Here is a 17718-nt window from a genome sequence, read left to right as displayed (position 1 = left end):
TAGCTCTTGAATCTGAACAGGGAGATCGGGAGATCGGGAGCAGTGAATTTTTTTCAAAAAACTCCCGATCTCCCGATCTCCCTGTTCAATCCAAATTTCTTCCGACGGTTTAGCGCTTGCGCGTCGAAAGGGCACGATCGCGCGCGGCGCGGTAGGCATCGACATCGACCTCCCCTTCGGGATCGGTCCACGCGGACAGCGCGGGAGCCACCGTGTCGGTCCAGGCCGCGCCGAGCCGCAGCGTGAGAAAGTCGCGGTAAAGCGCCTCGAGGATCTCTTCGACCTCGCGCGTGAGCCGCATCCGTTCGTAGAACGCCTCGTGCCCTTCGTCGCCTTCGGCCTCGGCCTTCCGCCGCCGGCCCTTGGGGCGTGCCTCCGGCGGCGGCGCCTCCTCTTCGTCCTCCCCGCCGAGGACCGTGGGCAGGGTCAGCCCGGAAATGGCCATGGGCTCGGCCTTGAAGATGAAGCCCGCCTGGTGGTCGTGCCACGACAGATGCAGCCCTGCGGTGTCGGGCATCTTGCCGCGCAAAAGGGCCTCTTTCGCCTCGCGCGTGCCGGCGGGGTATGCGCCCTTGATGCGCGTCACTTCCTCTTTGCCGAGCGACAGCGCGATCTGCCGCTCGACCCAAAGCGCAAACTCCCCGTGCGACTTCGTGGAGAGCGTCCCCTCGAAGATCTCCGACTCGAACCACAGCCAGAGCAAAAATTCGCGCCCCACGAAACGGCGCTTTTCGATCCGGTCGACCAGCTGCATCGCGCTCATGGGGTCCCCAAGTTCGTCGCCGACAAATCTTGCCAGGCGCCTTCTTGCGCCTTGCTCAGACCGAGCCTCGCCGCCAGCGTGTACGGCGACTCCGGGATCAACTTCATGCCGAAGGTGCGGTGAAAGAGCTCCATCATGACGCCCGCGGTCTTCGGCGAGTGCGAAAAGAACCGCACCACGCCATCGTTGAGCGACCACGACAGATCCGACATGCGCATCGCCGGCGAGAGCTGCCGCCGCAAACGCCGCGTGACCACCTCTTTCAACTCGTTGCGCTCCTTACGCGAAATGCGCTCGCGGCCCTTCTTCTGCAGGTACGCCGCCTCGGCCTCCCGCATTTTGGCGCGCAAGAGCGAAGGGGGCACGACCCACCGGTCCGTGCGAAACCCGAGGTTCACGAACTCGTTGTAGAATACACTCTCGTAATCGAGCTCGAGCTCGAAGGCCTCCCCGACGCGGCACCATCCGGAGCGCTCCAAATCCTCCTCGTCGGGCTCGAGCGGCTTGAGCGCGCGCAGCCGAATCGAGCGCATGAAACGCTCGCGAAAATCGTCGGGGAGCTCCCCATCGACGAAGAAGCGCGCGTACGTGAGCGATCCTTTGAGTGCCGGCATGTGCCGGCTTTCTCTAAAGGACGGAGCGGGATTGTCAATCCCGCTCCTCCATCCAAGGCTACTCGACGTTCACGGGGCCGGTACTCGCCCGCCCGTTCGCGCGAGATCCACCCGAGTGGAGACGCAGCTTCACGTTCCACGGCGGAGCGGCAGCGATCCCTTCTTCTGCGGTCTGAATGTCGATCCATGCACTCGAGGAGAGCGGGAGATGTTTGAGAACCCGCGCTGAGACCACCCCTTTACCGCTGCTCACCGGAAACGCGCACGTGACGTGGACGCCGCTCTCCATGTATTTGTCCAGTGCTTCGATGCGCACCTTGACGGTTCCGGACGCCACGCCCGACTGCGTCCACGCGAGGTCGAGGTCCTTGGCGCGGTCGAGGGTCAGCCTATCTTGCTCCCACGACGGTGACGACAACGTGATGAGCGATGGGGCCTTCAACGTGGCCTTGATCGCGCCCACCCCATCGCGACTGCCCAAAACGTCGATGCGGATGTCCTCTCCGCCCACCCAGAGGACCGCCGTGTCGCTGAGTTTCGGATAGTAGTTGCTCTTGTCGGGTCGCATCACCGTGTTCGGTGAGATCTTCGCGCCGCTGAAGAAAATGTCACCCGCGCTGACGAAGACCGGGGGACGCTCCGGATCTTTCGCGTCACCGGGCTCGAAAAACGTAGCCGTGCAATTCCCCTCTTCGACGATCTCCCTTTCGTTCCATCCCGGACCGAAAACGCGCCCTTGCCGGAACCAAGCCGCCGAGGAATACCCTTGCGCCTCCTTGTGAATGTAGCTCTGAAGATCGATGGCGGCCTCGCGCACCTCGTCGACGCCTTTGCCATCGCCGTCGTCCGTAGCAAGCGACGACTCTTGCTGCAAACTGCCATCGCCAGCGCTCGCGCCGCAAGCAGCGATGCCGAAAATGCCGACGATGCCTGCTCCCCATCCAACGAAAGTATGAATTTTCATAACTCTCCTTCACGGACAAGTCCGTTACGTCGTGGCAATGTCCGCGAAGGCCAACATGGGATCGAATTTATCTCACTTGCGTTTTTTATACATTTTGGCGTTACACCAACGCCCTTTCGCGTCACGAGTCCATTTCAGAATACAATTCCGCGAAGGACGGAGCGGGATGGCCAGTCCCGCTCGTCGATGCGGCTACAGGAACGTCACGGGGCCGGAGGTGTGTCGTCCGTTCGTCTGAGCTGGCCCCGTACGGAGACGCAGATTCACCTTCCACGACGACGCGGTGATGGTCTGCCGTTCCGCGGCCTCGATGAGGATCGAACCGGACGTGCCAGCCGGAAGCGCTTGGAGGACCGAAGCCGGCACCACAACCGCATCGCGGCTCGCCGGATACGCGCAGAGCACGTCGACACCACTTCGGTGTTTTTCTGCCCATGCGCCAAGTGACACCTCGATCGTTCCCGAAGCCGCCCCCGAGCGGGTCCAGGCCACCTCGAGATCTTTGGAACGGTCGATGGTCGCGCCTTCATCCCAGGAGGGTGTCGTCAAGCTGATGTGCGACGGAGCCTTCAAGGAGGCTTCGAAGGGGCCCACTCCGTTTGGACTGCCCGCGGCCGCGATGCGGACGTCCTCTCCGCCCGTCCACAGCAAATCCGTGCCGTGAAAGTACGGATAGTAGTACGGATGGTAGCTGCCATCGCTATGCCTCATCCCCGAATTGGGCGGTATTTTCCCCCCGCTCAGCGCAATTTCGCCCGCACTCACGAAAACCGGCGGATGCTCGGGATCTTCACGGTCGACGTATTCCCATCTCGTGACCGTGCAGTCCCCCTCCTTGACCTGGGTTTCCCTCCGCCCTGGACCATACGCGCGCCCCCGCATGAACCAGGCCGCCGCGGAATATCCCACGTTCAATTGGCTCCCGTACGTGACGAAATCGATCACCGCGTCGCGCTCCTCATCATCTGTGACGAGCGGCGTTTGCGCCTTCCTGTCGCCATCGTCGCTCGAGCTGCAAGCGGCGATGCCGAAAATGCCAACGATGCCCATTCCCCACCCAATGAAACTATGAATTTTCATATTCTCCCTCACGGACAACAGCGTTATGTCGTGGCAATGTCCGCGAAGGCCGCCTCGGGATCGGATTTATCTCACTTGCGTCTTTTACGCATTTTGGCGTTTTCGCTACGAACAGAATGTCCACGAATAGCGTTTTGGGATCATATTATTTCACGGGTGACCGACATCGTACGCCGTCAGAGGCGTCAAGACACAATCGCCACTTGGTGTCGTCGTGCAGCGAGTTACGTCATGAGCACGACCGCAGGCCGGATCACCTTGGAGCGATTCGATCTGCCATGACGCGGAGCTTGCGCACCCCGCAACGCCGCCGATGCTCGTTGGAGTACATTCGGTGTCGCTCCCGAGGTACGCGCAATACTGATAATCCACGCAAACGGGGGTGCCCACCGTCGAATCGCCTCCCTCGACGAACATGCACCACTCGCCCACCGAGCAATCGCGGCTCGTCACACACGCTTGCCTGCAAAATTCGCTGAAGGGTACACCATCGGGTGCACCGCAACTCCGAAAGTCGAAGATCGGCCGATCCGGGGGCGTGTCCGGTGTGCCGAGACACGCCAGAAGCACGAACGACACGCACGAGGCGAATGCGACCCCCCTCACAACCGCCACCGCATCACCGCGTTCTTTTCGGCAACGTAGAGATGGCATGCATCCGCGGTGAGAAACCGAACCGTACCCGGCAAACGGGCTATCACGGTCGGGGCGGCGTCACCTACCAAGGGCATGCTCATGATGCGCGGCGGTCCCGGATAGCCATCTTTCGGCTCGAAACGAAAGAACACCCGGCCCGCCCCCACCACGAGGTCGAATATCGTACCGGGGGGAAGAACGGCACGGGTCGTGGCCGCTCTCTGCCCCTCCCGCGGGATCCGGTTGATGGCATTCCCATCGACGCAGAGCAGATCCCGCTCGGTGAGGGCGAGCATACGACCGTCGCACCGGCCGGGAAGCGTGACGGTTGGGTCCGAGAACGAGCCCGTCCCTTTGAGGACCGGGCCCTGCCCCCGGCTGACGTAGAGCGATTTTCCATCGTGGGCGATGGACACCGGCAGCAGCGCGCTTTCGAACGTATTGAATCCATTCGAGCCGAAATAGTACTGCCGAACCGCCCCGCCATCGCCCGCCAGCACCCAATACGCCATATTGTCCGATTCCGCCGCAACGAGCGTGTGTACGCCTGGCTGATTGGCCACGAACAGTGTGGTGCTCCCATCCTTCGCGACACGAAACACTTGCGAGCTCTGGGAACAGGCGACGAAAACACTGTCGCGGCCCACCGCGATCGCCTCCGGTCCCACGCCGACGGTGGCCAGGAATTGCACCGAACCGCCGGTCACGCGAAAGAGCGAGCCCGGAATGCCATCGGTCCCCGTCACCACGAAGATTCCGTCATTGTCCGCCTTCATGGCGCGAATGGGACTGCCGTTGGGCTCCACGTTGGCAATTAGCTCGAATTCCTCACTTGCCGGACAGGCGGGAAGCAGGGACGGCGGAGGCCCGTACGACCGAGGATTCCCCAATGAAACCTCGTCACGGCACGCGGGCGCGCCGAGGCTGCAAGCGACGATGGCTGCGATGGCGATGCGGGTCGGCGTCATGTCGATCGGGCGCGCTCCGTGATTCGGGAGTAGCATGAACGTGCGCGCCCTGCCGCTCGTTTGCGCGCCTCCGCTAGTTGAAATTCACTGCGTATTCGCCCGGCTTTTCACCTGCACCGGTACGGGATCCCAGCTCCACTTCCACGTTCCAATCGCCTGCGGTCACCGTCCGCTTTTCGATGGCCGTGATGGACAGCGAAGCCTCCAAGAACGGTTTCAGCCGTTGCAGCACGGACGCGGGGATCGTTCCTCGGTCGCTGCTCGCAGGGAAAGTACACGACGCGACTTGCGAGACGTACTTGATCCCAACATCTGCGGACTGGCCGAAGCGCACGACGGTTTGACCGGAGCCGGCCCCTTCGTGGGTCCAGGTCACTTCGAAATCTTTGGTGGTATCCAAAGCAAATCTCGGCTCCGTGAAGATTGAATTCGTCACCGTGACGAACGATGGAGCCTTCAGCGTGGTCTCGAATCCGGGAACGCCGTCGGGTTGCCCCCCCGCTGCGACGCGGATATCCTCGCCGCCGTCCCAATAGATGGCCGGGTCGCCAGGCAGTACGGAGCTCTGATTTCCGGCAACGCGGTTGATGGCGCGGAACTCGTGAGCCGGCAATCGAGCGCCCGTGAGCGTGATAGGGCCTGCGCCGAGGTAGACATGGGGAACTTCGGGGTTCGGGAGATTGCCTTCTTTGCAAAGGCGGATCGTGCAGGCATCCACGGTGTCGGTCGTGCACTCTTCGCCGTGGGAGCTCACACGCCCCTGGATGAAGGCTGCTTGAAAGCCCCATTTCGGCCCCTCGCCGCCCTTCGTGTTCAGCGCATGAATGGTGGCTTCTTTCACGCCGTCCTTCGGAAGAGCCCCCGTGCCACTCCCGGAGCCTCCGTCGTCACCGTCGCTGCCGCCGCAGGCCACGAGACTCACCACACAAAAAGCCCCCACGCGTACGATATGCTTCGAGCTCATTCCTAATTTACCTCTTCACGATATGCCACGTACGCCATCCAGTCGGCGCAACGTGTACATTCGTGACGATGTCCGGGAATGAGATTCCGGATCGGAATTTATTTCAAGGCGTGCCGATATCGTACGTCGTCATCTCGACCAGGGCGCACCCATCGGGTGTGGGCTGGCAACGACGGACCTGATGGGCTACTCCGCAAGCCGGATCGCCGGACAACAGCCGCTCGCGCCACTGCGCATTGCCCGCGCAACTGGTGGGATCACCGACGACGGCCGGCGCACATTCGGTATCGCTATCGAGGTATCCGCAACGCGGATAGTCGAGGCAAACGCGGTCATAGCGACCCGTGTACGTGCACCATAGATTGATCGGACAATCGTGCGTGACGTTGCACCGCTGGCGGCAACTGTCATCGAAGGGGAGCTCGTTGGGCGCACCGCATTCCCTAGAAGGCCCCATGTACCGGCCCCCGGGGACGTATCCCGGCGGGTCGAGGCACGCTACCAAGAGGAACGAAATGCACGCCACGAACGAGCGAGACGTCATAGCGGCCACCGCATGATGGAGCTTCCCGAGCTCGCATAGAGATGGCATCGATCCATCGCGAGGGATTGACCGCCGCTCGGCAAGGTCGCGAACACCGTGGGCTTGGCGTCACCTTCGATCGGCATGGCCATGATGCGTTGCGATTCAGGCTTTCCGTCGCGCGGCGCCAGACGAAAGAAGACGCGTCCCGCGCCCGCCACGAGGTCGAATACGGTGGCATCCGGAAACGTCGCACGCGTGTTGACCTCGTTGTATCCGCTGCGGGCCATCTGGTTGATCGCGCCGCCGTCGGCGCAAAGGATATCCCACTCCGTGAGGACGAGCATGCGACCATCGCAGCGACCGGGAAGGTTCCCCCTGCGTCGGTAGTATGAAAAATCGTACACGGCGATCGGTCCATCACCGCTGGCGAAGAGCGCCGTACCATCGTAGGCGAGCGAGGTCGGGAACGGCGTGGACATCAGGTCCTGCGGGGGGCTCGAACCGAAGGAGTAATTTCGAACCGATCCCTTCTCGGTGGCCAGGGCCCAATAGACGATGTCAGACGGGCCCGCCGCGATGGCCCGCACGTTCTCCTGACCGGCGAGCGATTCGATTTTGGGCTGGTTCAGAGAGAGCTGAAACACCTGGCCACTCTGGGGACAGGTGACGTAGATGCTGTGTTCGCCTAGGGCCATCTGCGCAGGCCCGATCCCCACCATGCCCATGGGCTCGGCGCGGCCTTCGCGCGCGCGCAAGAGCGTTCCTGGTGCCCCATCGGGCGCCGCAACGACGTACACCCCGTCGTCGGGATTGCCCAGCATGGCGCGGATCGGACCGTAATCCGCGCTCACCTCGGCGAAGAGCCCCGGCTCCGCCGCCCGCACGCACGACCTCGTCGGACTCGGAGGCGGTGGTTCCCCCGGAGGTTGCCCGAGCGACACTTCGTTGCGGCATCCGAGCGCGACGAGACTGCATAGAAGAATCAGCGCGCGGGCAGTGGGGCTCGACGTCATTTCGCCTGGGGCGAGGCCCCCAGGACCCGCTCGCGGGGCCGCTCCTGATCGTTTCGTAAGAGTAGCGCACGAACGCGCGCGGCCTGCGGGCTTTGCGGATGCTGCTCCAAGAACGCGCGGCCCTCGCGTTCGACGGCGTCGCGCTCCCCGAGGCGCACGAGCGCGTCCAGCCGCAAAACCTCGGACTCTTGCATGAGAATGCCCTTCGGAAAGGCGCGCCGGTACCTATCGACGGCATCCAGCGCGTTCGATGCGCGGCCCGCCGCGAGCAAGGAGCGCACGTGATCCAACTCGCTCAACTCCGGTGCGAGCGACCGTGCCGAGGCCATCATCCCGCGCGCCTGCTCCAGAGCGGCGGGGTCTTGCCCCTCCGCCGACGCGGACGGCGCCGCCTCGGCTTGCGCCGTGGCAGGCTTGGGCAACTCGACCATCGGAGCCTCTCGGGGACTCGAGGCAGGACGCGCCGCCGAGCGCACGCGCGGGGGCGTCACCACCGGCGCCGGCAAAGCTTCCTCCACCGCCGGGGGCGCGGGGGCCGGCTCTTCGACCGCGGGCACGACCGGCTCCGCGGTGCGCGGCGGTGACGCCACCTGCACCTTGGGCGATGCCGGGGCAGAGGCCACGGCGGTGGTCGCCGGCGCCTTCTTCGGCGACTCGACCAGCATGGTCCCCACCACCGACGTGGACACGACCAGCACCGAACCCGCGACCCACTTCGCGAGCAGCGAACCGCCGCCCACTTTGGCCAAGAGCCCCGACCCACCCGCCGCACCGGCGGTACCTGCCGCACCGGCAGCCCCCGCGGCCGCCGTCGTCGCGGCTGGCGCGGTGGCGGCGGCCATGGCGATGGCCGAAACACCCACGCCGAGCGCGGCGAGCAGCTTCGTGTCGGCCCCCGTCTCGGGGCCGTCCATATCGGCCGAGCGGAACGCGGCGCCGATGGCGTCGTCCTCGTGCAGTTCACGCAAGCGTCGAAAGTCGCTCATGTTGCACCTCGCCCATCTCGCCCGTTCTGCGCGCGCAGACGCACAATCGTCGCCTCCACCAGCTCGCGGGCGCGCCGCAAACGGGAGGCGACGGTCCCTTCGGGGAGGTCGAGCACGGCTGCAATTTCCTGCTTCGTCATTTGCTCGAGCTCGAAAAGAATGAAAACGCTGCGAAGGTTCAGCGGCAGCGGCGCCAGGATCTTGTCGAGGAGTGCCCGATCGGCGGTGGTTTGTTCAGGACTCGGCCCCTCGCCTCCGTAAACATCGAGATCCTCCGCGCCAGCGTAGCGCTTGCGGCTCTGGGCGCGACGCTCGTTCGCGGCGATGCGCACGGCGGTCGCAAATAGGAAGGAGCGCTCCCGATGCGGCGGTACACCGGCACACTTGCGCGTGACCGCGAGGAACACCTTCTGCGTCGCATCGTCCACGTCACTCGCGATCACCCCGAGCCGGCGGAGCGAGCGCCACACGAAGGCGTGGTGCGCTTGCACGAGGCGGGCGACGCGCACGGGGTCCATGGGCTGGCCCGGCCCATCGCTCGATTCGCCCTCGAAGGCGTCGGGATCGAGCAGGTCGGGATCGAGCGACTCGGAATCCCCTGGATAGTCGGCGTGGAGAACGGCTTGCGACACGGATCTTGAAGACAATGTGTCCGTCATCGACGCCCCCGGATCACGGAAAGAGAAGTCCCGCGAAGATCCCAGCATGACCGATAATCCAAGGTGTTTCGAATATTACATTGCCACCGTACGAGAAGGCTGGACGGGCAATCGGTAGCCCCAGGGCGGCCTCGACCTCGATGAAAAGCGGACGCGTGGGCATCCAGCGGGCGGATGCGCCGGCTTTGAGGACCATCCACAGGCTGGACCCGAGCTCCCCGGACGCCTGCCCTTCCGCGGCGCCTTGCAAGCGCCCGACTTCGAGTGTGCCACAGGGGCGCAGGACCACGGGGGAATGCACCACCTCGGGCGAGGCAAACCGCAGCGGGCAGAACCCGAGTTCGACCGCCTGCAGGGCGTACTTGCCCTTCGACGACATCGACGCGGGGACGGTGAAAATCCCGAAGCGGGCGCGGTAGGCATGCATCCCCTTGTCGCGGCGGAACTCGACGTCGCCGGCCAGGCCGATGGAGATCGCCGCGTTCGGCGTCACGCCGAAATTCACCCGCGTGAGCGCGCCCACATCGAAGAGCAGCTTTTTCTCCGGGGCGGGCACGGGCGCGGGTGGCGGCGGGGGCTCGGGCGCCGGCGGCTTGACCTCCACGGGTGCGTCGGGAAGCTGCGCGAGCGCCAAGGCGAGCGTCAGCGCGAACGAGCTCCACACCTCTTCGCACGACGCCGCGGCGAGGACCCGCACGGCGGGTGCATCGCCTGGCGTCATCAGCACCATGGTTGCTTCGTAGCCAGGTCCCGTGGGACGGGCCTGCACTTTGACATCGGCCCGCGATGTTTCCCCCGGCTCGGCGGGGCGAAGCCCGCGCGCGCGCAGCTCCCGCGCCAGTGCGTCGTCGTCGAGGCATGCGCTGTCCGGCGCGAACTGCACGTGCAACGGGACCTCCGAGCCTGGCGCCGCGTTCGCGTCGAAGGCCAGCAGAACCCCTGCGGCCGCTGTGGCCAATTTCATCCCGAGCCGATGCACGACGTGTCTCCTATCACGTCGCTAGCCCGTGCGGTCGGCCCGCATGCGTCCCCAGGTCGTTCAGTACGGGTTGTTGGCGTGAGTCAACGTTTCCCAACCCACGAAGAGCACATTCGTTCCCGACGGCCTGCGCCCCTCCACATAGCGTTGCGTATTGGGCATGTCGAAGCCAAGCCGGTTGTGCAAGGCATTGAAGCCCACCTCGAAAATGGGCCCCAATCCGCGATGGATCGTGCCGCCGCAGAGCCACGACGGAGGCGCCTCCCCCAAGTCGTACTTGGCATGAAAGCCCATTGCTTGTCGCAAGCGATCCTGGATCTCGGGATAAAGATCTTGCCCTTGGTGGCGCGTCGTTTCGGCAAAGTTGGCAATGGATGCGAGCCCGTAGCCGGTATGGGTGAAATCGCGGCACGTCTCCTGCGACAGGCCATCGACGAACGTCGATTGCCCCTGCCAATAGTTGATGATCTCTTGCCGGGTGTCGATGCCGCTGTTCGGCGGCGCCTTGGGCAAAGCGCCGTCGGAGGCAAGATAGATGTACGCGGGCACGCGCGTGCGGAAGATGCTCACCGCGCGATCGTAGGCCGTGCGATCCTCGAGGAAGACCGCGATGCCGATGGCGGCTTCCATCATGGTCGCTTCCCAATTGCCATTGGTGCTGGGTCGCCCGTTGATGATTTCCGGCAAGTACACGTTGCGCAACATGGTGGCAAATCGGTTGATGCCGGCCTGTGACCAGCCCGCCCCGGTATGCCGGATGATCTCCGCGGCCCGCGACCAGCCTGCCCCGGACCATGCCGTCTGCAGCGGAGCATTGCTGTTCGTATGATCGGTAATCGTGGACGACCAGGCGTCCATGAGGGAGATGGCCTTGTTCGCATATCGGGTGTCACGCGAGACGTACCAAGCGAGGGCATTGGCATAGGCGGCCAATGCGTCCTGGCGTTCGTCCGTGCAGCCGAGGTTCGGGTTGGAATACGGGCCGCATTCCACCACGGACCGCGGGTGCGGCGTCCGCGACTGCGAGGCCAGCGAGTGCGAGAGCATTTGCGAATAGGCGTTCGCCCAGGGCTGCGCGCCTGCGTTCACCTGCTGCCGCACGAAGTCCAGTTGCTGACGACTCACCAAGACACCGGGGTGCGTGAACACGGCCGGTGCGAGCGGAGCCTCGCGGGTTTCCTCGACGGCGCCGTCGTCGCTCTCCGCCGGCGCACAGTTCCAAAACGACGCCGCCACGAGCAGCGCCCCTAGCCACAACGGATTTCGCATCGATGCCTCCTCGGGCGCTCATGGATGCACCGGCCATTCCAATTGACACCGGTATCAATTCGCGCAAACCGCTCATGATCCGTCCGATCGCTGATCATCTGGATCGCGATCGCTGCCGCCCTGCGTTGACAGCGCGGGCCCGATCCCGTACGTCACCAGTATGCGTCGTTTCATAGGTTACGTTGCCCTCCCCTTCTTTCTTGGCGCGTGCCACGCTTCGCCGCCTCCGGGACCGTCATCGGCCCCCGCGAACAAAGGGCCCGAGCTGTACGGAGCGGGGCTCTTCACCACCGGCGCGTGGGACTTCTTCTTGGCCTTCTCCCCGGACCAAACCAACGTTTTTCATTGCCGCGCCGACGACGCCTTCGAAGCCTTCGACATCTTCGAGACCCGTCGCGATCCGGCGGGGCGTTGGTCGTCACCCGTCAAACCGCGTTTCGCCACCCAGGGCAGCAACGCCGACCCGCACATTTCCCCCGACGGCAAAACGGTCTTCTTCATTTCGAACCGGCCGTTGTCCGGCCGCACCGCCGATCCCGTGCGGCCCACCTTCGACATCTGGTTCGCCGAGCGCCAGGCCGACGGCGCGTGGGGCGAGGCCCAGCGCCTCGCGGCGCCGTTCAACGATGCCAAGGTCGATCATTGGTCGCCCATGGTTGCGGCCAATGGCAATCTGTACTTCGGCGGCGAGCGCGCCGGCGGCCGCGGTGGCTCGGATCTCTGGGTCGCGCGGCGTGCCAACGGCAGCTACCTCGAACCGGAGAACCTCGGCGAGGCGATCAACACGCAGGGCCACGAGGTCGAGCCGTGGATCGCACCCGATGAGAGCTACATGATCTTCAGCGCCCTCCGGCGCCCCGACTCCGTCGGCAGCTACGACCTCTACGTGAGCCGCCGCATCGACGGCGCGTGGGAGAAGGCGCGTCCACTCCGTGCGCTGAACACGCCCGCCCGCGAGTTCAATCAAAGCGTCACCCCCGACGGGAAGTGGCTCTATTTCAGCAGCACGCGGCCCTACCAGGGTCCCCTCGGCGAGCGCTTCGACGACCCGCGCGACGAACGCGCCGTGACCGGCATCGGCGATGGCAAGAAGGGCGACATCTACCGCGTGGCGATGAGCGAGCTCGGACTGGCGCCGTCGAAGTAGACTGGCGGGCGTGATGTTTACGTTCGTCGGTGGAGCCCTCTGTCTCGATTTCGTGAACACGTCCTCGTGGAACGGGGACGCGGAGATCAACGACCGGTTGACGGATGCCGGGGCGCTCGCCACCTGGGCACGCGAAGCGAAAATTCCCGAGGCTCGTGCCCTTGCCGCGAGCCCGCCCGCATCGCTGATGAACGACACGAAGCGCCTGCGCCTCGTTTTGCGCCGCGTGCTCGTGCCCCTTGCACACGGGCAGGAGCCGCCCGAGCCCGCGCTTCGCGCCTTCGAGCGCGAGGCCAAGCGCACCCTATCAGCGGCGCAGCTCTCGCCGCGTTCCGCGAGTTCCACGAAACCGCGCCTGGCCCTCGTGTGGCCGGAGGACGCGGCTGGCTGCGGCGTCCTGGAGCGGGTCACGTGGTCGGCGCTCGCCTTCGTGCGCTCGCGGCGACGCCTTCACGCGCTGCGCGAGTGCGAGGGGGATGCCTGCGGCTGGCTCTTCGTCGACACCAGCCGCAACCATCTGCGCCGCTGGTGCGAAATGCGCACCTGCGGCGGTGCCGCGAAAGCCCGCGCCTTCCGCGCCCGCCAACGCGGCGCGTGACAACGCGACTACGTAGAGGAAACGGCTCGAGAAATTTCACAGGAAGACGGGAAGACGGGAAGGGCTATCGGCGCGCGGCAGCGTGGAACGCTTTTTTGTTGGTTGCCAATGGGCCCACTGGGCGGATTGAAAACTCCAAAACTTCCCGTCTTCCTGTGAAGTTCTCGCCTCCTTAAGCCGCGGTTGCCCGCGCCGCGAAGGCGCCGAGTGCTCGGCATGCGCGCAGCACTTCGTCGGAAAGCTCGGTGCTGCGCAGCGCGCGGGCGAGGCTGAGTCCCCCCGTCATGAGGGCCACCAGGGCGATCGCGAGGTGCCGCCGGGAGAGTGGCCCCGCCGGCGGCAGATGCGCCTCCAACTCGCCAACCAACGCCTCCACTTGCTGGCTCAGAATTTCCCCGTGCTCGGGTGCGGTGGTTGCAATTTCTCCGACCACCGCGGGAAACGGGCAGCCCTCCGTCGCCGCATCACGGTGCGCGACCGAGAGGTAGCGCTTGAGCACGACCTCCGCACGGTCCGCCGGAGGCTTGTCCTCCAGCTTCGTGAAGAGGCGCCGCCGCATGCCCGCGGCCGTGCGCCGCAGCGCCGCTTCGATGAGCGCCTCCTTCGAATCGAAGTGAGCATAGAAGCCGCCCACGGTGAGTCCGGCGCCCTTCATGACCTCGGCGACGCGGGCGCCCGCAATCCCCTTTTCCCGCAAGAGCCGGCTGGCCGACTCGAGGATCGTTTCGTGGGACCGTTCCTTTTGCTCTTCTTTGGCGTTCATGCTCCCGACCGTACGCACGAAGTATTGTCGTAATATAACGACAATACTTCGACGGTCAAGGCTCGCGCCCTCGGCAGAACTCCGGGAGAAGCGGCGAGCTAAGGCGAAACGGCGAACTCGCGCGAGGTGCCTGAAATCGGAGTAATGGTTCCACCGATTTCCTTGGCATCGCCTTGGTAGAGAATGCGGTACGTCCCCGCCTCCGCATCGGCCGGTACGTCCCAGGTGATGGTCACGCGCGATGCGGCCACGCCCCACCGCTCCCAATGGTACTTGGTCGACCAATCGCCGTCGTCGGCCACGGTCTGCCAGCCGCTGCCCACCTTGCGCTGCACCTCGAGGAAGGTACCGCCCCGGTGCAGGTTGTTCTTCGGGTGCGCGCCGTCGAAGACCACGCTCACCTGCTGCCCGCGGGCATAGCTCGCATTGGGCTGCGTCACGACGTCGCCGTAGTTGTAGCCAATGGCCGGCGCATCGAACACCACGCCCGCCTGAAACGCCTCGCGCCCCCCCGGCCCGGGCGGATTGGGCCCCGCCACGCTCGGGCGACCGGCCTTCAAATCGTCGGCCAGGCGAGAGACCTCTTGCAGGGCGGCCGGAAGCTGCCAGCGCCCATACATGGTGTGGCCACCTTCGTAGTCCTGCTGATCGTACTCCTCGGGCGTCGTGAGGTACCCGGCATAGTCATTGGCGTATCCGGCAACGACCACGTTCTTCGCGTCGATCCCCAGCCGCTGCGCCACCGTGCGGCGCAAACGCAACCCGGCGACGATGGTGGGCTCGAAGGGCAGCGAGACCACGTAAATCTGCCCAATGCGCACCAATTGAATGGGCAGGATCTTCGCGGTGAAATTCAAAGCGCCGGTGTCGAGCAAAATGTCCTTGGGCGCTTGGCACCGCCGCAGTTCGTCCGAGGCCTTGTAGCGCGCCTTGGTCACCGTCTCGATGAGCGGATTGTTGCCCACGCCCTCCTTGAAGATTTCCGGCCCGGGCCCGTCCTCCGTGCTTCCCGCGGCAAAGGCGGCCCCCAACGTGGCCCCGCACGTGGTGTGCGATTGGCCGTCGCCGGTGAATTCGGGCCCCACCGTCAACTTCTCCATTTCGACGTACGAAAGGCGGTAATCGATGCTTCCGCCAATGGCTTCGGACGGCTGATCGAAGGCCGCGCGCGCCGTTTGGTACTGCCGGGTGCCGATGATGCGCGTGTTGACGAATTGGTCGCTCGTGGGCCCCGTGCCCGGCTTCAAGTCGAGGTTCGGGCTCATGTCGCCGGCGTTCGTCTGCGCAAAGGCGGCCACGAAGCTCGCCCCCCCACTGCGGTAGTTCACCCCATTGACGTCACGCTCCCAGTGGAGAGCGGCGTATCCTTTGTTGTCGCCGGTGATGAAGCCATTGTCGCCGGTCATGCTGGTGCCGTGCGTGGGGAACCAATTGAGCGCGCCCACCGGGCTGCCGCCGCGATCGAACCGCAACACGAGGCTCGTGGGGTCGATCGCATTGGGGAATAGCGATTTTTCACCCGACGGGAGACGATCGAAGGCCAGGCGCGATCGATTGGCGCTGGCGTCGTTGAGCTCCCCGCGCCCCAGGGCCAGGGTCCCCGGCGCCAAGTCGGCATGGGCGCGATCGATCGATTCCACCACACCGTCGACCAGCGCCTGGAACGTCTGCTGGTGAAAGCCGAAGGTCACGATGTTGTACAAACTGTAATCGGCATATCCTCCCGGCGTGCCGTGCGTGTGCGTGACCGCGAGAAGAATATTCCGTTCGTTGTAGGTCGACCCGTATTTGGCATTCAATTTCGCCAGCACGGCCTGACGTACGCTGGCATACATCGACCCGGCATCCGCCGTGACGAGAACCACCCGCTTGCCGGTGGTGCGATCGGCAACGATGAAGGCACGCGACCGCTGGCGAATGTGGATGCCGACCGTCGACTGATCGAGCCGCCCATAATTCGCGCCGTGGCCTTCTGCGGCCTCGCCGGTGATGTCCGCGATACCACGCCCGACCAGGTACGGCTCGTCCAGGGTGGCCGCACTTTCGCTCTTTCCATCGGCCGTCGATGACGCGTCCACCGAACAGCCAAACGCTAGGCTGGCGGGTGCGACCATCAGGGTTGCGAGGACCAATGATCTACCTCGAATGGGATTACGCATCATCATAGTGATTTGCAATATGCTTCCTTCGCAGCCGTTCCAAGCGCGTTCTCTGCTTGAGAAAGCATTTTCTTAGCGAATGCTCGCGCTGCATTTCGGCCGCTGCAACCTTTCCGCGAGCATTACGCGTCCCTACCCTCGGGTAGAAACCAAATGAGTGAACTCGCTATTCGACCTGCCCGACACGACGATGCACCACGATTGTCCACCATCGTGCAGCGCTCGCACGGCTACGAGGCGGAAAAGCGCGACCTCGTTCGGAGTATGACGCTGTCCGTCGAATACCTGGAAGCGCACCCGACCTACGTTGCGCAAATCGAAAATGACGTCGTGGGATTTTACAGTCTTATCGTCGAGCGCCTACGGTATCGGTCGATTGAGCGTACCGGTCTCGAGTCATCCTCGTGCGAGAACCGCGGCAGCGGGACGGAACCGGCGAGACCGGCGCGATGTCCCGGGTCAGAAGGAACGGATCGCCATAACGCCCAGCGATCATCGCACGAAAAGCGGACTAGGGCGCCGGCCCCGCCGGGGTTGTCCCGCTGCCGCTGCACGACTGCACCACAGTGTCGAGACCAGGACGACTCGTCGAATGTTGCGTTGGAGCTCGATCTCTTCTTCGTCGATACGCCCTTCGCGGGTGCTGGAATCGGCAAGAAGCTATTTCTACATATGAAGAGCACGGCGCGCGGGTACGACGCCCCCGGGGTGCTCATCGTCTCGAACCCTGCCGCCGAAGACTTCTACCTGGCCATGGGCGCCGAGCGCACGGGCCTGGTGCCACCCCATGGCAAGATCACATGGGCCCGCCCCCGACTCTGGCTCGCGCTCGGCCAAGAGAATTTCACAGGAAGACGGGAAGGCGGGAAGGTTTAGAGATTTTTCAAAGCGCAAATCTCGGACCGCAGTCCATTCTAAAACCTTCCCGTCTTCCCGCCTTCCTGTGAATCCCCTCTTCGGGAGGGCACAGTTAGGTGCCGAGCTTTTCGCGGCACGATTGAAGGATTTCGTCCGAGAGCGCCGGGTTGGCACCGACCACCGCGCGGGCGAGAACCACGGCGCCGACGATTTCGCTGAGGAGCCGCACGGCGCGTTCGCGGGCGGCGGCGGCGTCGCGCTTTTTGCCCGAGGACGACTTGGAGAGCTGGGCGGCGAAGATGCCGAGCACACCCTCGATGCCGTCGGCGTAGGCGCCTTGCACCTGTTCGCCTTGCCGCCATGCGTCGACCGCGAGGGAGGCCGTGGGGCATCCGCCGTTGGGATCGTCACGGTGCTCGGGCGAGAGGTACTCCTCGAGGTATTGCCAGAACGCGGAACCGGCCGGCCCCGCCTCCATCCTGGCGGTGATCTCGCCGATGACCCCTTCGAATGCGGCCGTGCAAGCTTCCGCCGCCAGCGCCTCCTTCGAGGGGAAATGATTGTAGAACCCGCCGTGCGTAAAGCCGGCCGCTTTCATGAGATCGGCAACGCCCACACCGTCGATTCCGCGCTCGCGAAACAGACGCGCTGCTGCATCGATGATGCTTTGCCGGTTACGGGCAGCCTGTTCCTTCGAAAGTCGCATCTCTTTTGCCGTTCCTCGCCGATTCAGATTCAATGTTAGTCGTCATCAATAGTGTAAGCCGCAGTG

The 17718-nt window shown here is 64.5% G+C and carries 18 protein-coding genes; 3 read left to right on the top strand and 15 right to left on the bottom strand.

Annotated features, from left to right (window positions below; genetic code table 11):
* Positions 1–109: 109 nt before the first annotated feature.
* The 12 genes from LVJ94_50270 to LVJ94_50215 all read right to left on the bottom strand — a co-directional run bounded on the left by LVJ94_50270 (position 110) and on the right by LVJ94_50215 (position 11421).
* Positions 110–763 (bottom strand): hypothetical protein, encoded by a 654-nt coding sequence (locus tag LVJ94_50270; GenBank protein ID WXB05068.1) that lies wholly within the window; start codon positions 761–763, stop codon positions 110–112.
* Entirely contained in the window at positions 760–1377 is a 618-nt protein-coding gene (locus LVJ94_50265) for a hypothetical protein (protein WXB05067.1), read from the bottom strand. The genes LVJ94_50270 and LVJ94_50265 overlap by 4 nt, the downstream gene beginning before the upstream one ends.
* A 58-nt stretch (positions 1378–1435) precedes the next feature.
* The gene (locus tag LVJ94_50260) at positions 1436–2341 is read right to left on the bottom strand and encodes a hypothetical protein (GenBank protein ID WXB05066.1); all 906 of its coding nucleotides are present in this window, start codon (positions 2339–2341) and stop codon (positions 1436–1438) included.
* Between the two features lie 192 nt (positions 2342–2533).
* Entirely contained in the window at positions 2534–3421 is an 888-nt protein-coding gene (locus LVJ94_50255) for a hypothetical protein (protein WXB05065.1), read from the bottom strand.
* 602 nt (positions 3422–4023) lie between these two features.
* On the bottom strand, positions 4024–5025 hold the full coding sequence (locus tag LVJ94_50250; protein WXB05064.1) for a hypothetical protein: 1002 nt from the start codon (positions 5023–5025) through the stop codon (positions 4024–4026).
* A 73-nt stretch (positions 5026–5098) separates the two neighbouring features.
* The gene (locus LVJ94_50245) at positions 5099–5989 is read right to left on the bottom strand and encodes a hypothetical protein (GenBank protein WXB05063.1); all 891 of its coding nucleotides are present in this window, start codon (positions 5987–5989) and stop codon (positions 5099–5101) included.
* Between the two features lie 103 nt (positions 5990–6092).
* The gene (locus LVJ94_50240) at positions 6093–6533 is read right to left on the bottom strand and encodes a hypothetical protein (GenBank protein WXB05062.1); all 441 of its coding nucleotides are present in this window, start codon (positions 6531–6533) and stop codon (positions 6093–6095) included.
* On the bottom strand, positions 6530–7528 hold the full coding sequence (locus tag LVJ94_50235) for a hypothetical protein (GenBank protein WXB05061.1): 999 nt from the start codon (positions 7526–7528) through the stop codon (positions 6530–6532). Before LVJ94_50235 ends, LVJ94_50240 begins: the two co-directional genes overlap by 4 nt.
* Positions 7525–8514: a hypothetical protein gene (locus LVJ94_50230; protein ID WXB05060.1), complete on the bottom strand. Its 990-nt coding sequence runs from the start codon at positions 8512–8514 to the stop codon at positions 7525–7527. The genes LVJ94_50235 and LVJ94_50230 overlap by 4 nt, the downstream gene beginning before the upstream one ends.
* Positions 8511–9173 carry a sigma-70 family RNA polymerase sigma factor gene (locus LVJ94_50225; protein WXB05059.1) on the bottom strand — a complete coding sequence of 221 codons (663 nt, stop codon included), beginning with the start codon at positions 9171–9173 and terminating at the stop codon, positions 8511–8513. The genes LVJ94_50230 and LVJ94_50225 overlap by 4 nt, the downstream gene beginning before the upstream one ends.
* A gap of 13 nt (positions 9174–9186) precedes the next feature.
* A complete protein-coding gene (locus LVJ94_50220) occupies positions 9187–10152 on the bottom strand; it encodes a hypothetical protein (GenBank protein ID WXB05058.1) in 966 nt (321 codons plus the stop codon).
* Between the two features lie 60 nt (positions 10153–10212).
* Positions 10213–11421 carry an alginate lyase family protein gene (locus tag LVJ94_50215; GenBank protein ID WXB05057.1) on the bottom strand — a complete coding sequence of 403 codons (1209 nt, stop codon included), beginning with the start codon at positions 11419–11421 and terminating at the stop codon, positions 10213–10215.
* 160 nt (positions 11422–11581) lie between these two features.
* Here LVJ94_50215 and LVJ94_50210 point away from each other — a divergent pair, with 160 nt between their 5' ends.
* Positions 11582–12568 carry a Xaa-Pro aminopeptidase gene (locus tag LVJ94_50210; GenBank protein WXB05056.1) on the top strand — a complete coding sequence of 329 codons (987 nt, stop codon included), beginning with the start codon at positions 11582–11584 and terminating at the stop codon, positions 12566–12568.
* A 13-nt stretch (positions 12569–12581) separates the two neighbouring features.
* The gene (locus LVJ94_50205) at positions 12582–13166 is read left to right on the top strand and encodes a CGNR zinc finger domain-containing protein (GenBank protein ID WXB10823.1); all 585 of its coding nucleotides are present in this window, start codon (positions 12582–12584) and stop codon (positions 13164–13166) included.
* 172 nt (positions 13167–13338) lie between these two features.
* Here the strand turns inward: LVJ94_50205 and LVJ94_50200 are convergent, their stop codons facing one another.
* Complete coding sequence (locus LVJ94_50200) at positions 13339–13929, bottom strand: TetR/AcrR family transcriptional regulator (GenBank protein WXB05055.1); 591 nt, start codon at positions 13927–13929, stop codon at positions 13339–13341.
* Positions 13930–14027: 98 nt separating this feature from the next.
* Positions 14028–16061: a neutral/alkaline ceramidase gene (locus LVJ94_50195; GenBank protein WXB05054.1), complete on the bottom strand. Its 2034-nt coding sequence runs from the start codon at positions 16059–16061 to the stop codon at positions 14028–14030.
* A 627-nt stretch (positions 16062–16688) separates the two neighbouring features.
* On the opposite strand from LVJ94_50195, the gene LVJ94_50190 reads away from it, so the two are divergent.
* A complete protein-coding gene (locus tag LVJ94_50190) occupies positions 16689–16964 on the top strand; it encodes a GNAT family N-acetyltransferase (GenBank protein ID WXB05053.1) in 276 nt (91 codons plus the stop codon).
* A gap of 94 nt (positions 16965–17058) precedes the next feature.
* On the opposite strand, the gene LVJ94_50185 is transcribed toward LVJ94_50190, so the two are convergent.
* Positions 17059–17652, bottom strand: coding sequence for a TetR/AcrR family transcriptional regulator (locus LVJ94_50185; GenBank protein ID WXB05052.1), 594 nt, complete (start codon positions 17650–17652; stop codon positions 17059–17061).
* Positions 17653–17718: the final 66 nt, after the last annotated feature.

The organism is Sorangiineae bacterium MSr11367 (assembly GCA_037157805.1).
In the GTDB taxonomy this organism is placed as follows: Bacteria; Myxococcota_A; Polyangia; order Polyangiales; family Polyangiaceae; genus Pendulispora; species Pendulispora rubella.
The sequence above is the reverse complement of the archived record's forward strand: the minus strand, read 5'-3'. Positions and strand labels throughout refer to the sequence as shown.

Coding starts and splice junctions, on each gene's coding strand:
- LVJ94_50270 (WXB05068.1), bottom strand. CDS start 763: ATGAGCGCGATGCAGCTGGTCGACCGGATCGAAAAGCGCCGTTTCGTG.
- LVJ94_50265 (WXB05067.1), bottom strand. CDS start 1,377: ATGCCGGCACTCAAAGGATCGCTCACGTACGCGCGCTTCTTCGTCGAT.
- LVJ94_50260 (WXB05066.1), bottom strand. CDS start 2,341: ATGAAAATTCATACTTTCGTTGGATGGGGAGCAGGCATCGTCGGCATT.
- LVJ94_50255 (WXB05065.1), bottom strand. CDS start 3,421: ATGAAAATTCATAGTTTCATTGGGTGGGGAATGGGCATCGTTGGCATT.
- LVJ94_50250 (WXB05064.1), bottom strand. CDS start 5,025: ATGACGCCGACCCGCATCGCCATCGCAGCCATCGTCGCTTGCAGCCTC.
- LVJ94_50245 (WXB05063.1), bottom strand. CDS start 5,989: ATGAGCTCGAAGCATATCGTACGCGTGGGGGCTTTTTGTGTGGTGAGT.
- LVJ94_50240 (WXB05062.1), bottom strand. CDS start 6,533: ATGACGTCTCGCTCGTTCGTGGCGTGCATTTCGTTCCTCTTGGTAGCG.
- LVJ94_50235 (WXB05061.1), bottom strand. CDS start 7,528: ATGACGTCGAGCCCCACTGCCCGCGCGCTGATTCTTCTATGCAGTCTC.
- LVJ94_50230 (WXB05060.1), bottom strand. CDS start 8,514: ATGAGCGACTTTCGACGCTTGCGTGAACTGCACGAGGACGACGCCATC.
- LVJ94_50225 (WXB05059.1), bottom strand. CDS start 9,173: ATGACGGACACATTGTCTTCAAGATCCGTGTCGCAAGCCGTTCTCCAC.
- LVJ94_50215 (WXB05057.1), bottom strand. CDS start 11,421: ATGCGAAATCCGTTGTGGCTAGGGGCGCTGCTCGTGGCGGCGTCGTTT.
- LVJ94_50210 (WXB05056.1), top strand. CDS start 11,582: ATGCGTCGTTTCATAGGTTACGTTGCCCTCCCCTTCTTTCTTGGCGCG.
- LVJ94_50205 (WXB10823.1), top strand. CDS start 12,582: ATGTTTACGTTCGTCGGTGGAGCCCTCTGTCTCGATTTCGTGAACACG.
- LVJ94_50200 (WXB05055.1), bottom strand. CDS start 13,929: ATGAACGCCAAAGAAGAGCAAAAGGAACGGTCCCACGAAACGATCCTC.
- LVJ94_50185 (WXB05052.1), bottom strand. CDS start 17,652: ATGCGACTTTCGAAGGAACAGGCTGCCCGTAACCGGCAAAGCATCATC.